The sequence below is a fragment of the Roseibium sp. SCP14 genome, assembly GCF_040329475.1.
Lineage (GTDB): Bacteria > Pseudomonadota > Alphaproteobacteria > Rhizobiales > Stappiaceae > Roseibium.
The window spans coordinates 1-19,963 of record NZ_JBDZYH010000009.1; the positions used below are offsets into that span (position 1 = coordinate 1).

Annotated in this window: 21 protein-coding genes and 1 pseudogene; 5 read left to right on the forward strand and 17 right to left on the reverse strand. The window is 52.4% G+C overall.

The features are described from left to right. A pseudogene (locus ABLQ08_RS26675) lies at nt 1–478 on the forward strand (hypothetical protein); the annotation flags it as partial. Between the two features lie 155 nt (nt 479–633). On the opposite strand, the gene ABLQ08_RS26680 reads toward ABLQ08_RS26675, so the two are convergent. From ABLQ08_RS26680 to ABLQ08_RS26715, 8 genes are all read right to left on the reverse strand, one after another. Beyond that, a complete protein-coding gene (locus ABLQ08_RS26680) occupies nt 634–894 on the reverse strand; it encodes a CcdB family protein (RefSeq protein ID WP_352948839.1) in 261 nt (86 codons plus the stop codon). Nucleotides 895–932: 38 nt separating this feature from the next. Further along, complete coding sequence (locus tag ABLQ08_RS26685; RefSeq protein ID WP_352948841.1) at nt 933–1,166, reverse strand: type II toxin-antitoxin system CcdA family antitoxin; 234 nt, start codon at nt 1,164–1,166, stop codon at nt 933–935. Nucleotides 1,167–1,287: 121 nt separating this feature from the next. Beyond that, nucleotides 1,288–1,968, reverse strand: coding sequence for an ankyrin repeat domain-containing protein (locus tag ABLQ08_RS26690; protein WP_352948844.1), 681 nt, complete (start codon nt 1,966–1,968; stop codon nt 1,288–1,290). After that, nucleotides 1,952–2,194: a DUF2798 domain-containing protein gene (locus ABLQ08_RS26695; RefSeq protein WP_352948846.1), complete on the reverse strand. Its 243-nt coding sequence runs from the start codon at nt 2,192–2,194 to the stop codon at nt 1,952–1,954. The genes ABLQ08_RS26690 and ABLQ08_RS26695 overlap by 17 nt, the downstream gene beginning before the upstream one ends. Further along, nucleotides 2,191–2,895 carry a glutaredoxin 2 gene (gene grxB / locus ABLQ08_RS26700; RefSeq protein ID WP_352948849.1) on the reverse strand — a complete coding sequence of 235 codons (705 nt, stop codon included), beginning with the start codon at nt 2,893–2,895 and terminating at the stop codon, nt 2,191–2,193. Before grxB ends, ABLQ08_RS26695 begins: the two co-directional genes overlap by 4 nt. Before the next feature lie 3 nt (nt 2,896–2,898). Next, nucleotides 2,899–3,768, reverse strand: coding sequence for an MBL fold metallo-hydrolase (locus ABLQ08_RS26705; protein ID WP_352948852.1), 870 nt, complete (start codon nt 3,766–3,768; stop codon nt 2,899–2,901). Between the two features lie 66 nt (nt 3,769–3,834). Continuing rightward, on the reverse strand, nt 3,835–4,695 hold the full coding sequence (locus ABLQ08_RS26710) for an MBL fold metallo-hydrolase (RefSeq protein ID WP_352948854.1): 861 nt from the start codon (nt 4,693–4,695) through the stop codon (nt 3,835–3,837). A gap of 56 nt (nt 4,696–4,751) precedes the next feature. Then, complete coding sequence (locus ABLQ08_RS26715; protein WP_352948857.1) at nt 4,752–5,234, reverse strand: cupin domain-containing protein; 483 nt, start codon at nt 5,232–5,234, stop codon at nt 4,752–4,754. Between the two features lie 138 nt (nt 5,235–5,372). Here ABLQ08_RS26715 and ABLQ08_RS26720 point away from each other — a divergent pair, with 138 nt between their 5' ends. Beyond that, nucleotides 5,373–6,269 carry a LysR family transcriptional regulator gene (locus ABLQ08_RS26720; RefSeq protein WP_352948860.1) on the forward strand — a complete coding sequence of 299 codons (897 nt, stop codon included), beginning with the start codon at nt 5,373–5,375 and terminating at the stop codon, nt 6,267–6,269. Nucleotides 6,270–6,608: 339 nt separating this feature from the next. Here the strand turns inward: ABLQ08_RS26720 and ABLQ08_RS26725 are convergent, their stop codons facing one another. From ABLQ08_RS26725 to ABLQ08_RS26745, 5 genes are all read right to left on the reverse strand, one after another. Further along, entirely contained in the window at nt 6,609–7,868 is a 1,260-nt protein-coding gene (locus tag ABLQ08_RS26725) for an adenylate/guanylate cyclase domain-containing protein (RefSeq protein ID WP_352948863.1), read from the reverse strand. A 122-nt stretch (nt 7,869–7,990) separates the two neighbouring features. Beyond that, on the reverse strand, nt 7,991–8,806 hold the full coding sequence (locus ABLQ08_RS26730) for an SDR family oxidoreductase (protein WP_352948865.1): 816 nt from the start codon (nt 8,804–8,806) through the stop codon (nt 7,991–7,993). 239 nt (nt 8,807–9,045) lie between these two features. Further along, complete coding sequence (locus ABLQ08_RS26735; RefSeq protein WP_352948868.1) at nt 9,046–9,321, reverse strand: SDR family oxidoreductase; 276 nt, start codon at nt 9,319–9,321, stop codon at nt 9,046–9,048. A gap of 6 nt (nt 9,322–9,327) precedes the next feature. Further along, the gene (locus tag ABLQ08_RS26740; protein ID WP_352948871.1) at nt 9,328–11,505 is read right to left on the reverse strand and encodes a xanthine dehydrogenase family protein molybdopterin-binding subunit; all 2,178 of its coding nucleotides are present in this window, start codon (nt 11,503–11,505) and stop codon (nt 9,328–9,330) included. A 1-nt stretch (nt 11,506) separates the two neighbouring features. Then, complete coding sequence (locus ABLQ08_RS26745; protein ID WP_352948873.1) at nt 11,507–11,968, reverse strand: (2Fe-2S)-binding protein; 462 nt, start codon at nt 11,966–11,968, stop codon at nt 11,507–11,509. A 322-nt stretch (nt 11,969–12,290) separates the two neighbouring features. Between ABLQ08_RS26745 and ABLQ08_RS26750 the strand changes: the two genes are divergently transcribed. Continuing rightward, nucleotides 12,291–13,193 (forward strand): AraC family transcriptional regulator, encoded by a 903-nt coding sequence (locus ABLQ08_RS26750; protein ID WP_352948876.1) that lies wholly within the window; start codon nt 12,291–12,293, stop codon nt 13,191–13,193. A 267-nt stretch (nt 13,194–13,460) separates the two neighbouring features. On the opposite strand, the gene ABLQ08_RS26755 is transcribed toward ABLQ08_RS26750, so the two are convergent. Both ABLQ08_RS26755 and ABLQ08_RS26760 read right to left on the reverse strand, forming a co-directional pair. Then, the gene (locus ABLQ08_RS26755) at nt 13,461–15,638 is read right to left on the reverse strand and encodes a xanthine dehydrogenase family protein molybdopterin-binding subunit (protein WP_352948879.1); all 2,178 of its coding nucleotides are present in this window, start codon (nt 15,636–15,638) and stop codon (nt 13,461–13,463) included. 1 nt (nt 15,639) lies between these two features. Then, on the reverse strand, nt 15,640–16,101 hold the full coding sequence (locus ABLQ08_RS26760; RefSeq protein WP_352948880.1) for a (2Fe-2S)-binding protein: 462 nt from the start codon (nt 16,099–16,101) through the stop codon (nt 15,640–15,642). A gap of 520 nt (nt 16,102–16,621) precedes the next feature. Here ABLQ08_RS26760 and ABLQ08_RS26765 point away from each other — a divergent pair. Further along, nucleotides 16,622–17,524, forward strand: a complete 903-nt coding sequence (locus ABLQ08_RS26765) for an AraC family transcriptional regulator (RefSeq protein ID WP_352948883.1) — start codon at nt 16,622–16,624, stop codon at nt 17,522–17,524. Nucleotides 17,525–18,045: 521 nt separating this feature from the next. Here the strand turns inward: ABLQ08_RS26765 and ABLQ08_RS26770 are convergent. Beyond that, a complete protein-coding gene (locus ABLQ08_RS26770) occupies nt 18,046–18,288 on the reverse strand; it encodes a type II toxin-antitoxin system Phd/YefM family antitoxin (protein ID WP_352948885.1) in 243 nt (80 codons plus the stop codon). Between the two features lie 360 nt (nt 18,289–18,648). After that, complete coding sequence (locus ABLQ08_RS26775; RefSeq protein WP_352948888.1) at nt 18,649–19,536, reverse strand: LysR family transcriptional regulator; 888 nt, start codon at nt 19,534–19,536, stop codon at nt 18,649–18,651. On the opposite strand from ABLQ08_RS26775, the gene ABLQ08_RS26780 reads away from it, so the two are divergent. Next, the gene (locus ABLQ08_RS26780; RefSeq protein ID WP_352949302.1) at nt 19,525–19,941 is read left to right on the forward strand and encodes a DUF2218 domain-containing protein; all 417 of its coding nucleotides are present in this window, start codon (nt 19,525–19,527) and stop codon (nt 19,939–19,941) included. The two genes, ABLQ08_RS26775 and ABLQ08_RS26780, sit on opposite strands and share 12 nt — an antisense overlap. Nucleotides 19,942–19,963: the final 22 nt, after the last annotated feature.

A 19,963-nucleotide genomic window follows, 5' to 3' on the forward strand; every position in this document is an offset into this window, starting at 1 on the left:
GAACGCCGACGGTGAGGCGCTCTGCATTCGCTGGGACGACGGCACCGACAGCGGCGAATTGCGGATCGCCAACTTGGGCGACCACATCGAGCGGTTCGAGTTTGCCGATGGGACGGTTCTCAGCGACATAGATCTGAACACACCTGGCCGCGCTGTGCTGACCGGCACTGATGGAGCTGATATCATTATCGGATCTTCGCAAAATGACACCATCATCGGTGGCAATGGTGCCGATACGCTTACCGGCGGCGCCGGGGACGACATCTTTGTTTTTGAACATGAAAGCGGCAATGACCGTGTCAAGGACTTCACCGATGGCGAGGACCTGATCCGGATCGAAAGCGGCGCCTCGGCCTTTGCCGATCTGGTGCTGGAGGCGTCTGGACAGGATGCGCTGGTGAAGTTCGGCAGCACGACGATAACTCTCGAAGATGTCCTGCTTTCCGAACTCGATCAGGGGGATTTCCTGTTCAGCTGAGTTTCGGCGGTTTAAATAACCTTGAGCTGTGAATGGGTGAACGGCGTCAGATGACCATGTAGGGAGTTTTGACGCCGTTGCTTGAGCAGAACCGAAAAAGATGTCCCATCCAATTTTGTAGAAACAAATGCCACCAGCTCAGCAAGTGAGTTTGCTCAAACACCCTGGAACAACACGTCCAAAGCTCTCATTATTTCTGAATGATGCTCATCGAGACTGCCAATTGAATCACTCAATTGCGCTGCAGAAACTGCCGACAGGAATTGGGTCGCCAAAACGAAAGTCTCGTCTTCGAAGGTGAAGACTGGATTTAGGAACTTCGCAGGCGCAGGTGCATTCGATTCAGGAAGCAATGGCACCACAACTCTTGTGTTTAGGTTTTCCAGCAGGTCCGCTTGAACATCCAGAACGAGCACCTGATCGGGTTCAAGCCGATGAAGATGATTTCTTGCCATCAGAAGAGCCGGTTCTTCTCGAGCGGCAATCCATGTTCTTCGACAAAGGCGTTTGAACTTCTCAATGCAGCCTGGTTTTCAAGTTTCCATTGATCAGCAAGCGTTTTCAACACAGTAGAGCGAATACCTTCCTCAGCGGCTTGCGAGATGTTGATCCCGAGTTCCTTCGCCGAGCGAACCAGCGAGGCGTCGATCGTCAGATTGGTTGATTTGCGAGCAGCAGCATGTGCCATGTCTATCAGTCCTGCGATGCACTTTGACACGTTGAATAGTACCTCAAGACATGCGCGGGAACAATGCGCATACAAAATGCGCGTAACACTTATTATGGAACTTCTTTGAGTGTTGGTAAGGTCAATCGCGTTTGGCTCCGGCTCTTAGAAGCAACTCCACGATCGCATTCTGCTTCCGTTGCTGTGCATGCTGAAGCGGACTCACACCGGAGCCGTCAGCAAGGTTCGGATCGGCCTTGGCCGACAGCAACAAGTGCACAACTTCTGTGTGCCTTTCACCCCCATCACCCAGAATGATCGCCTCAAGTAGAGCTGTCCAGCCAAGGTCATTGATGTGATCAACATCGATGTCGGTTTCCAAAAGGATTCCGACCGTCTCTACATGCGCATAGTGGGCAGCAGGTGTAAGCGCTGTCCCACCAAGATGATTGGCGTCTTTCAGATCGGCCCCATTTTGCAGCATCATCTTTATGACATCAGCCCGCCCCTCTACGCCGGCATAGAGAAACGGTGTGTTACCATTGTCATCATCGGCATTTACGTCAGCACCGTTTTCAATAAGCAACCGTGCCACTGCCGTTTGATCATTGCGGGTTGCTATCAAAAGCGCGGTTTGGCCCTGGCTGTCCCGCGTCTCGATATCCACCCCGGCCGTGAGAGCCGCCTGCACCTCGGCAAGGTTTCCAGATTTTGCAGCCGCCAGAAGATCAGCGGGTTTCTCTGCAGCTACTGGCGAGGAAAATAACAACACGAGCAAGGTTGAGAGAATTGAGAACAGCGGCGCTCTACTGGCTGGCTTCATCACGTCCTCCTGTCAACCGGTCAGTGATCTTTCGCGCCAATGGCATCAAGAATTGAATCGACACAAAAGCGATTGGGAATGCAATCGCGAAAGACCGCACCCACCGTCCTGGATAATTGGTATCAAAGCCGGTGTTGATCGCTGTTACGATGCCGGACATGAGAAGACCCATCATGACAGACAGAACGGCAGACATAAGTAGCCCATAGTGTTTCTTAGGAATCATGCCACTGCCATTTCTTCCATGTCGGCAGCTGCGATACCCCGATAAACGGGAACGCTAGCTTCCTGGCTGATCTGCACCACGAACTGAGCCAAAGTAGCTGGCAAACGCAATTCTTTGACCATCGTCAGATTGCGCAGCTCAGCAAAAACCACCAGATCATCAAAGCTGATCGGACGGTTGCGTTGCAGATATATTTCGGTATCCGCCACCACACTGAGTTCTTCCAGACTCGATTTAAGCTGGCTTGTCAGATCATTTGTTTTGGCAAGAGCATCTAGCAAAGACATGCCGATGCTTTCAGGACGTGAAGACAGGAAGTATTCCATGGCCTTGGGCGATCCGAGTTCCGGCAACTTCAGCGCAGGCATACGCGGATAGCAAAGTGCATTGATCGCGGGCCGGTTGGTATCCAACCAGTCTTGAACATCCTTGGATGGAGAAGTGACGGAAAGCAAACGCTCGCCAGAGACACCATCCAGGTGATCAATGATTTGGCTGCTCTCTTGCATGACGCCGTCAAGGCCTTCAGCGGCATTCGGGATTTCTAGGATTGGCACAGAAAATCTACCAACCTTGCCTTTCAGGTGATCGGGCAATGCTCCTGCGACAACGCAATCGATGTCGCAAGGAATGTCCTTTAGCCCGATAAGGGTCCGCGTGCGCGTGCAATACGGGCAGCTATCAAAGACATAGAGTTTCATGGACTAGCCTCCGTGGATCATCGCAAAACCCATCTTTCGAATGTAGGTGGGCAGCGACGCCTCATAGTTTTCGAGATTTTCGTACTCGGGCAATTTTAGGGTCCGACTCATCTCAATGATCGTCGGAACTAGCTTGCTGCCATCGGTCTGAGCCACGTCCTGCAAAGTAGGAAGCATGGCGTCATAGAGATCATTCAAGAATTGGGCTTTGCGCCTAAGCGGTGCGAGGCTTGTGTCATCGGAGTGGACATTTATTGCATGCTCGAGATCCCATCCGGCGATCATATTGAGCAGTCGACGATTGCCGAGCAAGTTCGTGTCGGTCAGGGTGAATGCCCGATTCAAACCTTTGTCGGTGTACATGTCGGCTGTGACAACAATCTTCTCTTTGGGCATATGAATGATCGAAACGGCCAAGCCGTCTGATGCGCCGTAGTGCTTCAGATCAACCGTGGTTGTGCCCATATCGATGGTGAGTTCATCTTCATAGGTTGTGTGGATTTCGGGCGGCAGCATTCCTAGCGGATCAAGGCCGCGATACTCTTCCATGTTCTTGTGGGCAATGATCTCCGCTTCCGGGAAAACCTGAGTGCCGCCGACATGATCAAAGTGCTCATGCGTCATGACAATCTTGGTCACGGGCAAGTCCGTGATCTTCTCGATTTCCTTGCGGAGAATAGAAGCGCGGTAAGGGTTGGCGGTGTCGGTGATCAGCACGTCCTTGTCACCCAAAACGACAAGGCTGTTGTAGTGCATCAAACTGATGGAATAGACGTTCTCAGCAAGCTTTCTCGTCAACACATCTGCTGCGATGGCGGCATTGGCTGTCATCAACAGCGCGGATGACACAACAGCAAACAGCAACTTTTTCATAAGTCTGTCCTTTCGAGAAAAAGGAAAAGGCCAAGCGCATTGCGCCTGACCTTCTTCGTTTGCGGATTAATGGCCGTGCCAGATTGAGTAGGCCATGCGCTCGACGTGAGCGGGCAAGTTCTCTTCGTACATGAACCAATGGCTGAACTCTGGCAGCTTGACGGTCTGCTTCAGCTCTTCGACCGATTTGCCAGCCTGCATGCCTTCCCAGACAGCCTTGAACAACGCTTCATTGAAGGCGAGGTCTTCAGCCAGTTGCTCAGGCGAGGATTTGTGCATGTGGCCGGAAACCACGGTGTCAAAATCCAGTTCAGCGGTGACACGGCGCAGCGTGTTCAGAGAACCAACATAGTCATGTGTGTTGAGACGACCGGGCAGGTTCACCATGCCCTGCAGGTGCCAATCTACGGCCATCAATACCTTGTCTTCAGGCATGTAAATGGCGCTGTTGCACTGGCCATCATTTGCGCCGTAGTAGCGCATCTCGACAACCTTGCCGCCAAGCTCGATGCGGTGAACATCGCCTTCGTAAAGCACGTCCGGCTGGACAACCCGGTTTTCCAGATCACGGGCAAGCAGCTCTGCACATCCTGCATTGGTGATGAACTCTGCGCCTTCATCCTTGAAGATTTGACCGCCGCGAGAGTGATCGAAATGAGGGTGGGAATAGAGCACCTTGACCACTGGCTGATCCGTCAGTTTGGCGATCTCAGCACGCATGGCCTCGGCACGAAATTCGTGGTTGGGGTCAACAACGATGACGCCCTCGTCTGTGATCACCACAAGGCTGGTGTAGTGCGCCATGTGGAATTGATAGACGCCATCTTTCAGTTGGGTCATTTCAGGCTTGGGCGGTTCGTCGCCTGCTGCAAATGCGCTGCCCGCCATAAGCAGGCTGGCACCTAATGCGATCAGTAGTTTTCTCATAGGGATTTCCTTTCAGTTGACGACCACCCGACACTCACGAGAGGTCTGGTATCTGATCATCCGTCGATGTCTGGGTTAGGCAGGTACACCACGCCGAACTGCTCTTCGATCAGATCGAAGTCACGGTCTCCGGTGTGGTTCTGGCGTGAGGTTTCGGCCATAAAATCCTCAGCCCAATCGCCGGGGAAAATGTAGCTGATCAGCTTGGCCGGGCTGTCCCCGACGTTCTTCATGTAATGGGAAACGCCACGTGGACAGTGAACGGAATCGCCAGGACCAATCTTACGCACCTCATCACCGATCTTCGCGATCAACTCACCTTCGATGATGTGGAAAGTCTGGTCTTCCCATTTGTGATAGTGGTCGGGAATGAAACCATCTGGACCGATTACGCCGTCGCTGATGACGTATTCGTTCTGCGTAGCATCCTTGCCAACAACCACGCCAGTATATTCGGTTTCGGACATCCAAAACTTTTTGGAGCCTTCCCATGCGCTGACGACGGTTTGCTTTTTGGTGACCTCGGTTTTTTCGGTCATCTTTCCTCCAATTCAGCGCTCTAGAGCCGAGCAAGTCGAATTTTGGAGAGAAAATATGCTGAACTAAAACATTCATAAATGTCGTTGAAGTAAGATCATAAAGTACATTAAGTTTATAATATGGATAAGCTTAGGAACATGCGCTTGTATTGCCGGGTCGTCGAGCTAGGTAGCTTCGCCCGCACAGCACAGGACCAGAATGTCAGCCCGGCAATAGTCGGACGCCACATAGACAACCTCGAGAAATCCTTGGGTGTGCGTTTGATCAATCGAACCACGCGCACGATGGAAGTTACTTCTGCAGGCAAGCGCTACTATGAGGGGTGCAAGCGACTGATTGCCCAGGTCGAGTCGCTGGAACAATCAGTCGTCGAGGATCCAACCATCCTGCCCTCCGGTATAATCAAGGTGGCAGCCCCCGAAGGACTTGGAACCCCCCTTTTGTTGAACACAATTGAGACGTTCCAAGATCTCTACCCGGATATCAGCGTCGATCTTCTGCTAGAAAACACTCCGACTGATATTGTCGGCGAAAATGTAGATATCGCGGTCCGGTTGGCAACAGTGCTGGAAGACTCGTCACTCATCGTACGGAAGGTGTGTGACACTCGACTGCCTTTGCTCGCGTCACCCCGCTACATTGAACACAAAGGAATGCCTAAAAGCATAAATGATCTCAGAAACCATGACTGCCTGCATTTCAGCACAGCGCGTTATGGTGGAAATTGGCCATACTTGGCCGGTGGAAAGATCAGGAAGTTCAATGCAGACTGGAAGTTCGTTACCAACCACACTGCGACGTTCCTAAACGCGATCGTCCATGGCGTCGGCATCGGTCTGTCGCCGATGATAATGGCACGGCCATTTGTTCAGTCTGGCGAACTTCAGATTGTGGAAATCGAAGAGGACTTTCCAGACGTCAGTGTGTTTTTGGTTTTGCCATACCGCGACCTAGTTCCCAAGCGGGTGTCACTTTTTGCGGATCATTTAACACACCAGATCAAGCAAAACACTGAAGCGAACGGCATCCATTGAAAGTCTAGACTGTCTGCATAACGGACAATGCTGGACAAGAATTCTCACGACGTTCACGCCGCGCGGGCCGACTGTGGACCAAAGCCGATTGCATGTATTATGGAACTTACGCTGAGAGAAGCTCGGCAAATTTAACCGTTCACGGACGCACTCTTTTAGACGGATGCGGCCGAAGGCCGCAAAATAACACTCTGGATCAGAGACAAACGTGATCACATGACGCTGTGTGAATGGATAGCTGGCAAAGTTTCAGTTGCAGAAACTAAGACCCAATTAGATGCTGATGGCGAGCCGACTTTCGCCTTGGAAGTGCCCGTCGGAGTGTAGCCAATTTCTCGGTTAGGCAGCCAAGATGTACGATTGAATTTCGCCGCGGCCTTTGGCCTCAACAACTCCCCTAAGTTCAACCGTGTACTTTTCATCGAGGCTATTGGCGAACTCTTCCGAAACTTGAATCTGACCAGGTATGCCGGTGCATTCCATACGAGCTGCCAGGTTTACGGTATCCCCCCATAAATCATAGGCAAACTTTCTCTTACCGATAACGCCGGCAACAACTTTACCTGAATGAGCACCAATTCTAACTTGCAGAGGTTCTCCTGTATCGGGGCGTCGTAGTCTCTTTGTATGCTCCAGGACATCCAGAGCGAGCGCAACAACCTTGCTTTCAGGGTTCGCTTCCGCGTCCGTGGCTCCCGCGGCGATCATGTATGCGTCACCGATTGTTTTTATCTTCTCAACTTTGTGCTTTTCTACCAGATCATCAACAAGATAGAAGAATTTATTCAAAAACTCTACAAGCTGAGAAGGACTTAACTCCTTACTCATCTTTGTGAAGTCGACAATATCTATAAACATTATTGCTACATTGCCGTGCTCATCCGCGATGACATCGTTAGAAACCTTGAGCTTGTCTGCGATGGGTTCAGGCAAAATGCTCAGCAACAATCGCTCACTTTCCGAGTATGCCAATTCCAGCTCTTTTTCGGTCCGTTCGACGACACGAATGAAAGGAACGACCATTGCAAGCGCTAAAATAGGCCAAACCGTTATCCGGAACCCGTAGTCGGCCAATGAGACCTGAAAATGGGTATAAATAGGCGGATGCGTCAGTGCATAATACTGCGTCAGTGTTACTATTGCTAAAACCGTGAGGGCCAACAATATAGAGAAGCGTAGGGAATAAAACGGCTGCACAAAAACAAGGATCAGGATCAACATAGTTGCGTCGAGTGCACCATAATCAACGCCAACACAGATCGTTGCAGCAACCGCGTGTCCCACAAGCTCGGTCATCGCAATCCAGAAGGCAACTTGGTATTGACCACTTCTCAGAAGAACAAGGCAGACTGTAAACGCAGAAACACTAAAGATATTGAAATATACCATGAACCAAATGTCACGCTCTGCAAAATAGAGCAGAGTTAATGCATGCGACACTGCTGCTAAAAAATAGAAAATCCTCCAATAAACATGATAACGGGCGAAGTGTTCCGGAACGTAGTCTGGAGCAACAGTAATCCATTTGAGCATATCTCTAAGAAAGTCTGGAATTGCTTGGTAACGAAAGTAGTTCCGATCCATCACGTTGCCTTTCACTCTCATGCTCATTTGTCCAAACTAAAATGAAAAATGACAGCTCACACCTTTGTAAATTGCAGTGTCTATCAAGGGAAAAATCCCCGGCGCTGATTTTGAAGTGCCCGGGGATTGATTGATATTCAAAGCCTGAATTGCTGCCTAACCTGGCCAATGAACGTTTCGTCACCCCAGGCCATGCGATTGCTCAGAAGTATCTCAGCATCCGAGCCTACTCTGTAGCGCAGTTTATCGGAATCATCTGTGACCGCACGCCAGATCACCTCGGCCACGAGCTCCGGAGGGGAAGGGATGAATGCATTGGAGCCGAATGCAGTAATCACCTTCCCGACAACGCTTTGATATTCTTCAATGGGTGGATCGTTTGCAAAGTCCAACGAACGCCGAGCGAAGTCTGTCGCAATAACTCCCGGCTCGATGATCTTCATCTTTACGCCGATCGCTTCCAACTCAAAATGCAACGCCTCAGATAGCCCCTCTACCGCAAATTTTGTTCCGTGGTAGAGCGATCCAAGCGGGAAAGTCATCTGTCCGCCGATTGAGCTGATATTGACAATGATACCCGACTTCTTCGCGCGCATATGAGGCAGGACAGCCTTCGTCACCTCAAGAAGTCCAATGACATTGGTATCGAATTGGCGCCGAATGCGGTCCGTTTCAAAACTCTCTAATGGGCCATACGCACCATACCCCGCATTGTTCAGCAACACATCTATGCGGCCGAACCGTTCCATCGTGACGCCGACGGCAGACGTGATAGATGCAGGATCGGTTACGTCCAATCTTATGACCAACACATTGTCTAGCGGGGTTAAATCCGTCCAATCTTCTGCATTGCGCATTGTCGCAATGACATTCCAACCTTGTGCTTGGAAATGCTTCGCCGTTGCGTTACCAATTCCAGACGAGGAGCCAGTAATCAAGATTGTCTTTGGCATAGCATCTTCCTTAATTCTTTAACTTTCTTCGCGTCAAAGCGAATTCAATCCCACTTTCAATTTGTTCGAATTCACCATTGGGATTTTTCATTATTTCTACGCACTGAGGTTGGTGGAAAACGAGAAGCTCCTTGTAGTGGTTGTTTTGTCCATTCTCCTACAAGCAACATCCGCCCACCATCGAACAGACCTTGGTAAGGTTCGCTGGCGTACTGAGCTTTCATTGTGTCCACGGTAAATCATCGCATTCCAAGCCAAGAATCGGACGCACAATAGACCGGAAAACGCTGCGTCCCCATTCGTCCTGTGACCGATGCCTTGGTGACAATACGACCGGAATTTTGCTGTCTCAGGATCGGTGTAACTGCCTGGATGGTTTTCATCACACCTTTGAGGTTGATATCGAGAATAGGATCAACGTTTGATCCTTCAGTTCCGAGGACTGTTTTGAATGGGATAGGTTTCCTCCAACAATTGAGAACTGGCGTGCCCCGCAACGCGTCAGTTCCAATCAATCAGGGTCACACGAAGGCAACCCCGTTTGACAGCATCGGGAGGTGGGTGACACGCGGCCCATTCACAGCAATCGCATTGGCCAGGGCCGGGGCCGAAGGTGGCGTGCCGGGTTCCCCAACGCCTGTCGGAGCTTCGGCTGACGGAACGATATGCACCTCGATTGCTCCGATATCGCCAATGCGCAAAGGCTCATAGTCCGGGAAGTTGGACTGATCCACCTCGCCCTCTGTCAGCGTGATCTCATCGCGCATGGCATGACCAATGCCATAACCGATACCGCCCTCCATCTGGGCTGTGACGACATCCGGATTGACGGCTATACCGCAATCGATGGCACAAGTGACTTTTTCGATCTTGATACCGTTTTCCGCATCGCCGGAAACCTCGACAACCTCGGCCGCATAGCTGTGATATGAGTGGTGAACCGCAATACCCTGGCTGCGGCCAGTAGCAGCTTTGCCCCATCCGGCTTTTTCTGCAGCCAGTTTGAGAACTCCGGCCATACGTTTTTGCACGGGCTCATCGCCTGACAGGTGAGCAAGGCGGAATTCGACCGGATCACGGCCAGCTGCTTTTGCAACTGCGTCCATCATGCTTTCCATCACATAAGCAGTATGAGTATGCCCCACAGAACGCCACCAAAGCACCATGGTTGCTTTTTTGGTGTCAGTTAAACCCGCGCACATGTTTGGGATCGCGTATGGTGTGCCCTGGACGCCTTCTATCGACCAGAAATCGACACCATCCCTCACAACATATTGTTCCCATACCGATCCTCTTGCGATTGACTGGCCAGCGATACGGTGGTCCCAACCGACAATATTGCCGTCAGCATCCAGTCCGACACGGACTTTGTGCGCAAATGCAGGGCGATAGTAACCACCGGTGATGTCATCTTCGCGAGACCAAACGAGCTTGACGGGTCGGGTGCGGTCAGTCATCGCGTAAGCAAGGGCGGCCTCGACCTGGTAATCGCCTGTTGAACTTCCGCGTCGACCGAACGAACCGCCCCCAAACAGTGTATTGATCTGCACTTTTTCAGCCGGAAGCTCCAGGGTCTTGGCCAAAGCCTCGTGTACAACGCTTGTCGCCTGACATCCGTCATGCAACACAATACCGCCATCTGCTCCAGGCTCGACGGTGCACGTCAATGGTTCCATCGGAGCGTGGGCAAGCAGCGGGAAGTAGAAGGTTTCTTCAACCACTGTGGCCGCGTTGTCGATTGCCGTTGCGATCACGGCCCGATCATGCGAACTCAAGTCATATTGCGGGTCAGAGTTGACCGCAGTCATGAGCTCTTCACGGATCTCTTCAGAACTGCGATTTTCAGCCGCCGAGAAATCCCAATCAACTTCGACAACATCACGAGCCTGGAAGGCGGCCCATGTGTGTTCCGCGTAAACGGCAACACCAGCGTTGTTCGGAAGTTCCACTGCACGAATGAAGCCTTTCACATCCTTTGCTGCGCTGTCATCAAAGGACGCAACTGCGCCACCCAGTCTAGGGGTACGCTTGATGACGACGACCATCTGGTTATCAAGATGGAGATCCATGCCGAATTTGGCAGTGCCGTTGACCTTTAGCGGTGTGTCCTTGCGGCGAACGTTTGCATTCCCGATCAGCTTGAATTCAGATGGATCCTTCAGGCGCGGGCTTTCCGGCGCGATCAGAGTGCTGGCGACTGCAACAAACTCACCCAACGGCGCAGTAATGTCCGCACCGACGATTCGGCCATCTTCAATGGTTAGTTGATCAGCGGGTACTTCCCAGGTTTTCGCTGCTGCCTCAATCAGCATTTCGCGCGCAGCAGCACCGGCCTTTCTGTATTGTTCAAAACTGTTGCGCATCGCGGTGGAACCACCGGTGCCCTGAAGTCCACCAAACGCCAGGTTGCCATAAAGTTCGGCATTGGATGGCGCAAACTCGAAACCGATGTCTTCCATCTTAACGCCAAGTTCCTCGGCGATAAGGGTCGTCAGGCCTGTTGCGGGTCCCTGTCCTGCTTCAATGTGCTTGACGATGGCCGTGACGGTGCCGTCGGCGTCAATCTTAACGAACGGGTTCAGATGGGCTGGGGCGGTACCAGCAGCAAGTGCACCGTCCGGGCGGGCACCGATATAAAGAACGGCGGCAGCGGCGGTAGCGCCTTTGAGAAATCCACGGCGGGATACGTTCAGGGTCATATCAGGTCTCCATGATTTCAGCTGCGCGCTGGATCGCGGCACGAATGCGCTGGTAAGTGGCACAGCGGCAGGCATTGCCGCTCATGTACTCGTCAATCTCTGCAACAGTCGGCTTGGGATTTTCGCTGAGAAGCCCAATAGCGGACATGATCTGGCCTGACTGACAATAGCCGCATTGCACCACATCGAGCTCAGTCCAGGCAGCCTGAACAGCGTTAGAGACACTTGAATTCAGCCCTTCGATTGTCGTTATTTCGGCACCATCCACGTCCTCAACATAGGTTTGGCAGGAGCGCACCGGTTCTCCGTTCAGATGCACCGTGCAGGCGCCGCAAGACGCGACACCACATCCGAATTTAGTGCCGGTCAGTTTCAATTCATCCCGGATTACCCACAACAGCGGGGTTCCGGCTTCAGCCTCAACGTCGTGCGTTTGACCGTTGAGTTTCAGTGAAATTGCCATAGCTTTGGAAACCTCCCCTGGCTGTAACTTTCATGGGAACGGGACGTGTTCTGACAGGCCGCCGATTGAAGAATATTGTTGGTGAGATTTGCAGATACTTGCCTGCCGCGATGCCGCCAACGACCAGCTGAATTCCGATGTCAAATTGGGCTGGTGACATATTGACGGCCCCTCAACTTCAGTTACCGCTAATATGAGGAATTCAGTGCAATTCTCTGTGCCTGATCCTCCGGAATGCCTACCCGATCCTCCGAAGTCCAGGAATTACGGTTCTTGTCCGCCCATGCGTGAAATATAATTCAAGGACAGATAGGGGAATGCCATGATATCGAAGGGCTTGATTTCCGACGTTGTGAACTACGTCCGCAACACTGATCAACTTGACTTTACCTGCGAGACAGGGGTCGATGGGTTGTATGCCTTCTGTAGTGAACAAACCACTGAGTTTGAAGCAACCTGTTACGAACCTTTTTTGGGGCTGATATTACAAGGAGCCAAAGAGGCACACCTAGGAGATCAGGTGATCCATTACCCTGCAGGGGCATCATTGGTTGTCAGTCATGCGGTGCCCGTCAAGATCAGAGTGACCGTAGCGTCGCCAAAGGAACCCTATGTAGCTCTGGCGATACGAGTTGACTTGAGCATTGCGCGAAGCCTGATTGACTTGGTTGGCTCGGCCCTAAGAACAGAACGAGTCTCTCTTTCGATTAGCACCGCCGAGGGAGATGCCGCACTAACTGACGCGATGGCCCGTCTGTTTCGGTTGTCACATAATCCTGTGGAGGCGCAAGCACTGGCACCATTGGTTATGAAGGAAGTGCATTTTCGGCTTTTGCGCGCCCAGCACGGTAGTATGTTGCGACAATTATTGCTGCATGAAAGTCCGGCCAATCGGCTTTCCAAAGCCATTTCAATCATCCGCTCCGATTATAAGGCACCGATTTCTGTCGCCGAACTGGCCGCAGCAGCTGGGATGAGCCCTTCAACCTTTCATGAGCACTTCAAATCACTCACGTCGACCACTCCGTTGCAATATCAGAAGGAGTTGCGACTTCTGGAAGCACGGCGATTGCTAATGAACGAAGGGAATTCGGTCGCATCAGTCGCCTATGATGTTGGGTACGAAAGCCCGACGCAGTTCAGCCGTGAATATACACGCAAATTCAGTGTGCCCCCCAGTAAGGACAGAGATAGTTACGCTGTTCCCACAAACCTTAACGGCTAAATGCGAAAAAAGATAAAAACCCGGGTGGAGCGAAAAGGAGTGTCCGTCCGATGAACCTGACCAGGTATTGTGGAGTGGTTTGATTGACTTAACACCACGGCATGAGCTCAACAAGGCGGTTGATTTTATCATCTGCAATGCGCTCCGGGACCCAGCTCAACCAGACTTACGGTCCGACACCAATGTCACGGCCGGCAGGCCGATGATATTGGTGTCGAACTGAAGTTCGATCCGCTTCATCTCGAAGGGTTCCAGTGGACTGTAAGATTAAATAAAGGATACTCCATTGGCTGACATTGGGAGGTGTGTCACGCGTGGTCCGGCAACCGCAATTGCATTAGCGAGAGCCGGCGCAGAAGGTGGCGTGCCCGGTTCGCCGACGCCGGTGGGTGGTTCGTTCGAAGGCATGATATGCACCTCGATGGCTCCGATATCGCTAATGCGCAGAGGCTCGTAGTCGGGGAAGTTGGACTGATCCACCTCGCCCTCTGTCAGAGTGATCTCATCGCGCATGGCGTGGCCGATCCCATAGCCTATGCCGCCCTCCATCTGGGCTTTGATGACATCCGGATTGACGGCTATACCGCAATCGATGGCACAAGTGACTTTTTCGATCTTGATACCGTTCTCGACGTCGCCGGAAACCTCAACGACCTCCGCAGCATAACTTCGGAATGAGTGGTGCACCGCGATACCCTGGCTACGACCGGCCGGAGCGTTACCCCATCCACTTTTTTCTGCCACCAGCTTGAGAACTCCGGCCATACGTTTCTGTTGAGGATTGTCGCCATTCAGGTGAGCAAGACGGAATTCGACCGGATCACGACCGGCAGCCTTTGCAACTGCGTCCATCATGCTTTCCATCACATAAGCAGTGTGAGTATGCCCCACAGAACGCCACCAAAGGACCGAAGTAGCTTTTTTGTTGTCTGTCAGGCCCGCGTACATGTTTGGAATTGCATAAGGTGTGTCTTCAACACCCTCAACGGATAGCCCGTCAACACCATCCCTGACCATATACGCCTCCCAAACGGTTCCTCTTGCGATTGACTGACCAGCGATACGGTGATCCCAACCGACAATGTTCCCGCCGGCATCCAGTCCGACACGGACTTTGTGCGCAAATGCAGGGCGATAATAACCACCGGTAATGTCATCTTCGCGGGACCAGACAAGTTTTACAGGACGCGTGCGATCAGTCATCGCGTAGGCTAGGCTGGCTTCAACTTGATAATCGTTTGTTGGTGATCCACGACGCCCGAATGAACCGCCTGCAAAAAGCGTGTTGATCTGCACTTTTTCCATAGGGAGCTCCAGGGACTGAGCCACAGAGGCATGTGCCCCGCTTGGGGCCTGGCAACCGTCATGCAACACAATTCCGCCATCTGCTGCAGGCTCAATGGCACAGGTCAATGGTTCCATCGGAGCGTGGGCAAGCAGCGGGAAGTAGAAGATTTCTTCAACCACTGTGGCCGCGTTGTCGATTGCTTCCGCAATCTCGATCCGATCATGCGCGCCCAAGTCATATTGCGGGTCAGAATTGACCGCAGTCATGAGCTCTTCACGGATCTCTTCAGAACTGCGATTTTCAGCCGCCGAGAAATCCCAGTTCACCTCGATGGCATCTCGTGCTTGGAACGCCGCCCAGGTATGTTCTGCGTAAACGGCAACACCAGCGTTGTTCGGCAGTTCCACTGCACGAATAAAGCCTTTTACCTCTTTCGCTGCACTGTCATCAAAGGAAGAGACAGTGCCGCCCATGCGGGGAGTACGCTTAATGACAACGACCATCTGGTTTTCAAGATGGAGATCCATGCCGAATTTGGCAGTACCATTGACCTTTGGTGGGGTATCCTTACGCTGGACTTTGGCATTCCCGATCAGCTTGAATTCGGAAGGATCCTTCAGCGTCGGATTTTCGGGGGCAGCCAGCACACTGGCTGCTGCTACAAATTCGCCTAATGGAGCGGAATGGGCTGCACCGACGATCTGGCCATCTTCAATAGTCAGTTGATCAGCGGGAACTTCCCAGGTTTGCGCTGCAGCCTCAATCAGCATTTCACGCGCCGCAGCGCCGGCCTGTCTATATTGTGCAAAGCTGTTCCGCATTGCTGAGGAGCCACCAGTGCCCTGATATCCTCCAGCTTCAGTATTGCCGTAGAGTGCCGCATTGGATGGTGCGAACTCGAACTGGATGTCTTCCATCTTAACGCCCAGCTCCTCGGCGATAAGAGTCGTCAGGCCCGTCGACGGGCCCTGGCCCATTTCAAAGTGTTTGACGATGGCCGTGACGGTCCCGTCGGCGTCAATCTTAACGAACGGGTTCAGATGGGCTGGAGCGGGACCAGCAGCAAGTGCACCGTCCAGGCGAGCACCGATATAAAGAACGGCGGCAGCGGCGGTAGCGCCTTTGAGAAATCCTCGGCGGGATACGTTGAGGGTCATATCAGGTCTCCATGATTTCGGCTGCGCGCTGGATCGCGGCACGAATGCGCTGGTAAGTGGCACAGCGGCAGGCATTGCCGCTCATGTACTCGTCAATCTCAGCAACAGTCGGCTTGGAATTTTCGCTGAGAAGGCCAATGGCGGACATGATCTGGCCTGACTGGCAATAGCCGCATTGCACGACGTCGAGCTCAGTCCAGGCAGCCTGAACAGCGTTAGAGACACTTGAATTCAGCCCTTCGACGGTCGTTATTTCAGCACCATCCACGTCCTCAACATAGGTTTGGCAGGAGCGCACCGGTTCTCCGTTCAGATGCACCGTGCAGGCGCCGCAGGACGCGACACCACATCCGAATTTAGTGCCGGTCAGTTTCAATTCATCCCGGATTACCCACAACAGCGGGGTTCCGGGTTCAGCCTCAACGTCGTGCGTTTGGCCGTTGAGTTTCAGTGAAATTGCCATAGCTTAGGAGGCCTCCCTTGACTGTTAAGTTTCATGAGTGCGGGATGAATTTGCGAAAGCTCAGCGCAATCGGAACGCCGCCGTTATCTGTGGAGCAACGGATCGTGCGAACTCGACCGACGTACACAATGCCGGGCTGTGGCCGACTGTGAGAGGTCTGAGCGATCACGCGTTTTTCTCTCTCGCGCGCGTCAGTTCTTCAGCTGACTGATTGATCCAAAACACACTAAAGCCGGCATGGGCAAAACACGCTGCGACCGACATACCGGGTTTGCTCGTGCCACCTCTCGCGGCGACCAGACAGTTCACTGTGGATGCTTTCCAGCGCATTAGATTCCCTCCCCGCGTTGGCCGCGCACAAAACCGATCTGGCGGTTTCGTTGAAGCAAAGGTAAGGGTGGGCGCAGAATCCTCCTTGCCTGATCTTCCGTATGATCTGCCTAATTTTCCGAAGAGTAGGGGTGGAGGTTCATTGTCGCTCTTCCAATATCTATAAATTGAGGACAAGAGGAGGGACGCCATGGTGCCGCAGGACTTAATTTCCGAAGTTGCGGAATTTGTTCGTGAAATGGATGGATCTGGTTCTTGTCGGAAGACCGGGGTCAATGGGGTCTTTGCTTTTTGCAGCGATACGCCGACTCAGTTTGAGGCGACGTTCTATGTGCCATTCATGGGGCTGGTTTTGCAGGGAGCAAAAGAAGCGCAAATGGAAGACCGGGTGATCCGATATAGTGCGGGTATGTCGCTGATCCTCAGCCACGCGCTCCCGGTCAATGTCAGAGTGATCGATGCTTCGCCGGAAAAACCATATGTTGCGCTGGCAGCGTTGCTGGATCTTGCCACGGCAAGAAGTCTTTATGACGAAGTTGGTTCGATAGAAAATCAGGAACAGGCGATTTACTCGATGAGCGTGGCTGAAGGTGACGCTGCCCTAACCGATGCGATGGCTCGTTTGTTCCGTCTGTCAAGGGATCCAGCGGAGGTGCAGGCGCTTGCCCCTCTGGTTCTTAAGGAAATCCATTTCCGATTGATGCGGGCAAAGCATGGAGGAATGATGCGGCAATTGCTGTTGCAGGAAAGCCCCGCGAGTCGAATTTCCAGGGCAATCTCCAGGATCCGCACGGACTACAAGACATCAATTGCCATGGCCGAACTGGCCACGGCAGCTGGGATGAGTCAATCTTCATTCTATGAACATTTCAAGTCGTTCACATCCACCACGCCGCTGCAATACCAAAAGGAACTGCGCCTGCTGGAAGCGCGGCGACTACTGCAGTGCGGCGGAAAATCTGTCGCTTCTACGGCCTATGATGTGGGCTATGAAAGCCCGACGCAGTTCAGCCGAGAGTATGCTCGCAAATTTGGCATTTCCCCAAAAGACGAGAAAGCTGGTTCCGCTGTTCCACTCTTCATCTCCGAATAGACCTGGTAGCAGCCCACTTTTCAAAGTATCGACACACGCACACCCGAGTGACCGATAGTAAGTATTATGGAACTTTATTAGATCGAACGAACAAAACGGCATCCTACCGGCGAAGGATGCGAACCGATTTGCGCTCTTTGATCGCCCTCACGAGCTCAGTCTGGACCTGCTTGGTGAACCTGATGCTAAACGCGCCGATTCTACCACCTGGTTCGAAATAGTAAGAATGCTCGGGAATGTCTGAGTTGAATTCGTCACAGACTACCCAAAGCCGCAACTGCTCATCGAGCCTGGCCCGTCTTTTCTCGATTTGCGGCACTTCGATGAAGTAGGATCCTTGTTCCGGTTCCTTGGTAGTAATCGGGACAAGGATCACTTCTGTTTGGTTTTCTTGCTTACGGCTCACAAGCGCCAAGGCACAGGGTCTAGCTTTTCGGCCCTCAGTCTCACCATGGCCAGCCTGCCAAGCCCAGAGATAGGGATACTCCCAGACGTCTCCGATTTCCGGAGGACCTCGCCGATCAGTCATTCTCAATACTGTCTTCCAATGCGGAAACCAAGTCACCGGCTTCGACGTCGGACAGCTCTGATACATGGACTGTTTTTCTGCTGTCTCTCTTCTGCTGCAAGCGCTCAAATTCCTCAGCTGAAAGCATGACGAAGCGAGACTTGCCGTGTCGTTGAATGGCAACGGGTTCCTGGGCAGCGGCAGCAAGAACATCGCCGGTCTTGTTAGCCAGTTCGGTTGAGCTGAAGGCACGCATGGCAATCTCCCATTGGGTTTTGATAAAATCACCATACTAGCTAAAATAGCTAAAATCAACATATTTAAAGCTAATCATGAACGTTCTCATGCCAATTCCGGTAGAGAAAACAATGACCAATTTGGGGCCGGGAGGGACTGTGTGGCTCGAACCCTGCGATTGAGTAAGCAGACATTCACCCCTGTTCCGGCTTGGACAGTTTTCGGCCCTTAGCTGCCGTTTGCGCCAACACCGTTTTGCTGCAATGTGTTCGCGAAGCTGGATTTGCGCTGCGAATGCGAGCCCAGAGCATTCGCCGATGACAGCACTGCGGACGAAGCGAGCTTTCGCTGCAGTGCCCCCAAGGTCTTCTTGCTGCAATTATCTTGTTTTCAGGGATAACGCTATGTGATCGAGCAAGCGCTTTGTGAGGGTAAGCCTGCGAGAGGTATCCGGCCAAATCGCCTGCACGGTCCAAGTTGGAAGTTTCCATTGCGGAAGAAGTTTCACCAGTTTCCCAGCGGCTACTGCATCCCCACATAGTGCTGGAGGCATGATGGCGAAACCAACTCCACCCTCTGCCGCTGAAAGTGCCCCGATGATGTTGTTTGTACAAAGTTGCGACGTCTTCAAGTGGACCTCGACCTCATCACCATCACGTTCTAGCACTACGCTATCTCCGAAATTGTCCATTGCTACGAACGGCATTTCTTCCAATTGCTGAGGAGTCTCGGGGGTTCCGCATCTAACCAACAAGTCGGGCGATGCGACAAGAAGATGGGAAACCACGGATAGTTTTCGGGTGATGAAACTGGAGTCAGACGGCGAGCCCACCCTGACGCTGAGATCAATGTGATCGTCGAGCATATCAGTAACGCGGTCTGAATAGTTGAGGGCAATCGACACATTGGGATGGATCTTAATGAAGTTCAGTATGGAGGCCTCGATTCGAGGATCGGGCAGAAACGTTGGCAAAGCTATGTTCAATGCACCGATTGCCTCGTTCTGGGCATCCCTGATTTGCTCCAGAGCATTCCCGGTATGGTCAATCCAGTTTCGGCTTGCATCAAACAAAAGGCGCCCATGCTCTGAGAGCGAGAGCTTACGCGTGGTGCGGTAAATCAGGGTCGCGCCCAGATAATCTTCCAGTTTTGAGACATGGTGACTGACCACGGAGGGTTTCACGCCCAGCCGGTCGGCCGCCTTGTTGAAGGCGCCGGTTTCGGCCACCGCCACAAAGGCGGCAATGCTTTGCAGGTGTTGGTACATTATACGATTTTATCGGATAAAGAGTATCACGCAAGCCGGATTATCAATCTTGGTGTACCGCCTCATATTGTCGTCAAGGCCAAAAAACGGGGCCCACACACCTGCCACGGATCAGACGACATGATCACTTCCACCACAGAAATAACGACAGCCAAGGCCGACGCCTATGTGCAGCAGATGTGCAAGCATTTTGCACACAAAGTTGATGTCACAGAGGTGGGGGATGCCCATGTGGTCCGGTTCGGTTTTGGAACAGGAGAATTACGCGCAGCGGATGACCGGATTGTGCTCAGCGCACATGCCGAAGATCGCCCGCAACTCGAACGTATCGAAACCGTGCTCGGATCGCATCTGGAACGTTTTGCCTTTCGAGAAAGGCTCATTGTCACCTGGCCGCAATCCTGAAACTTCGAACTCCCTTAGCTTA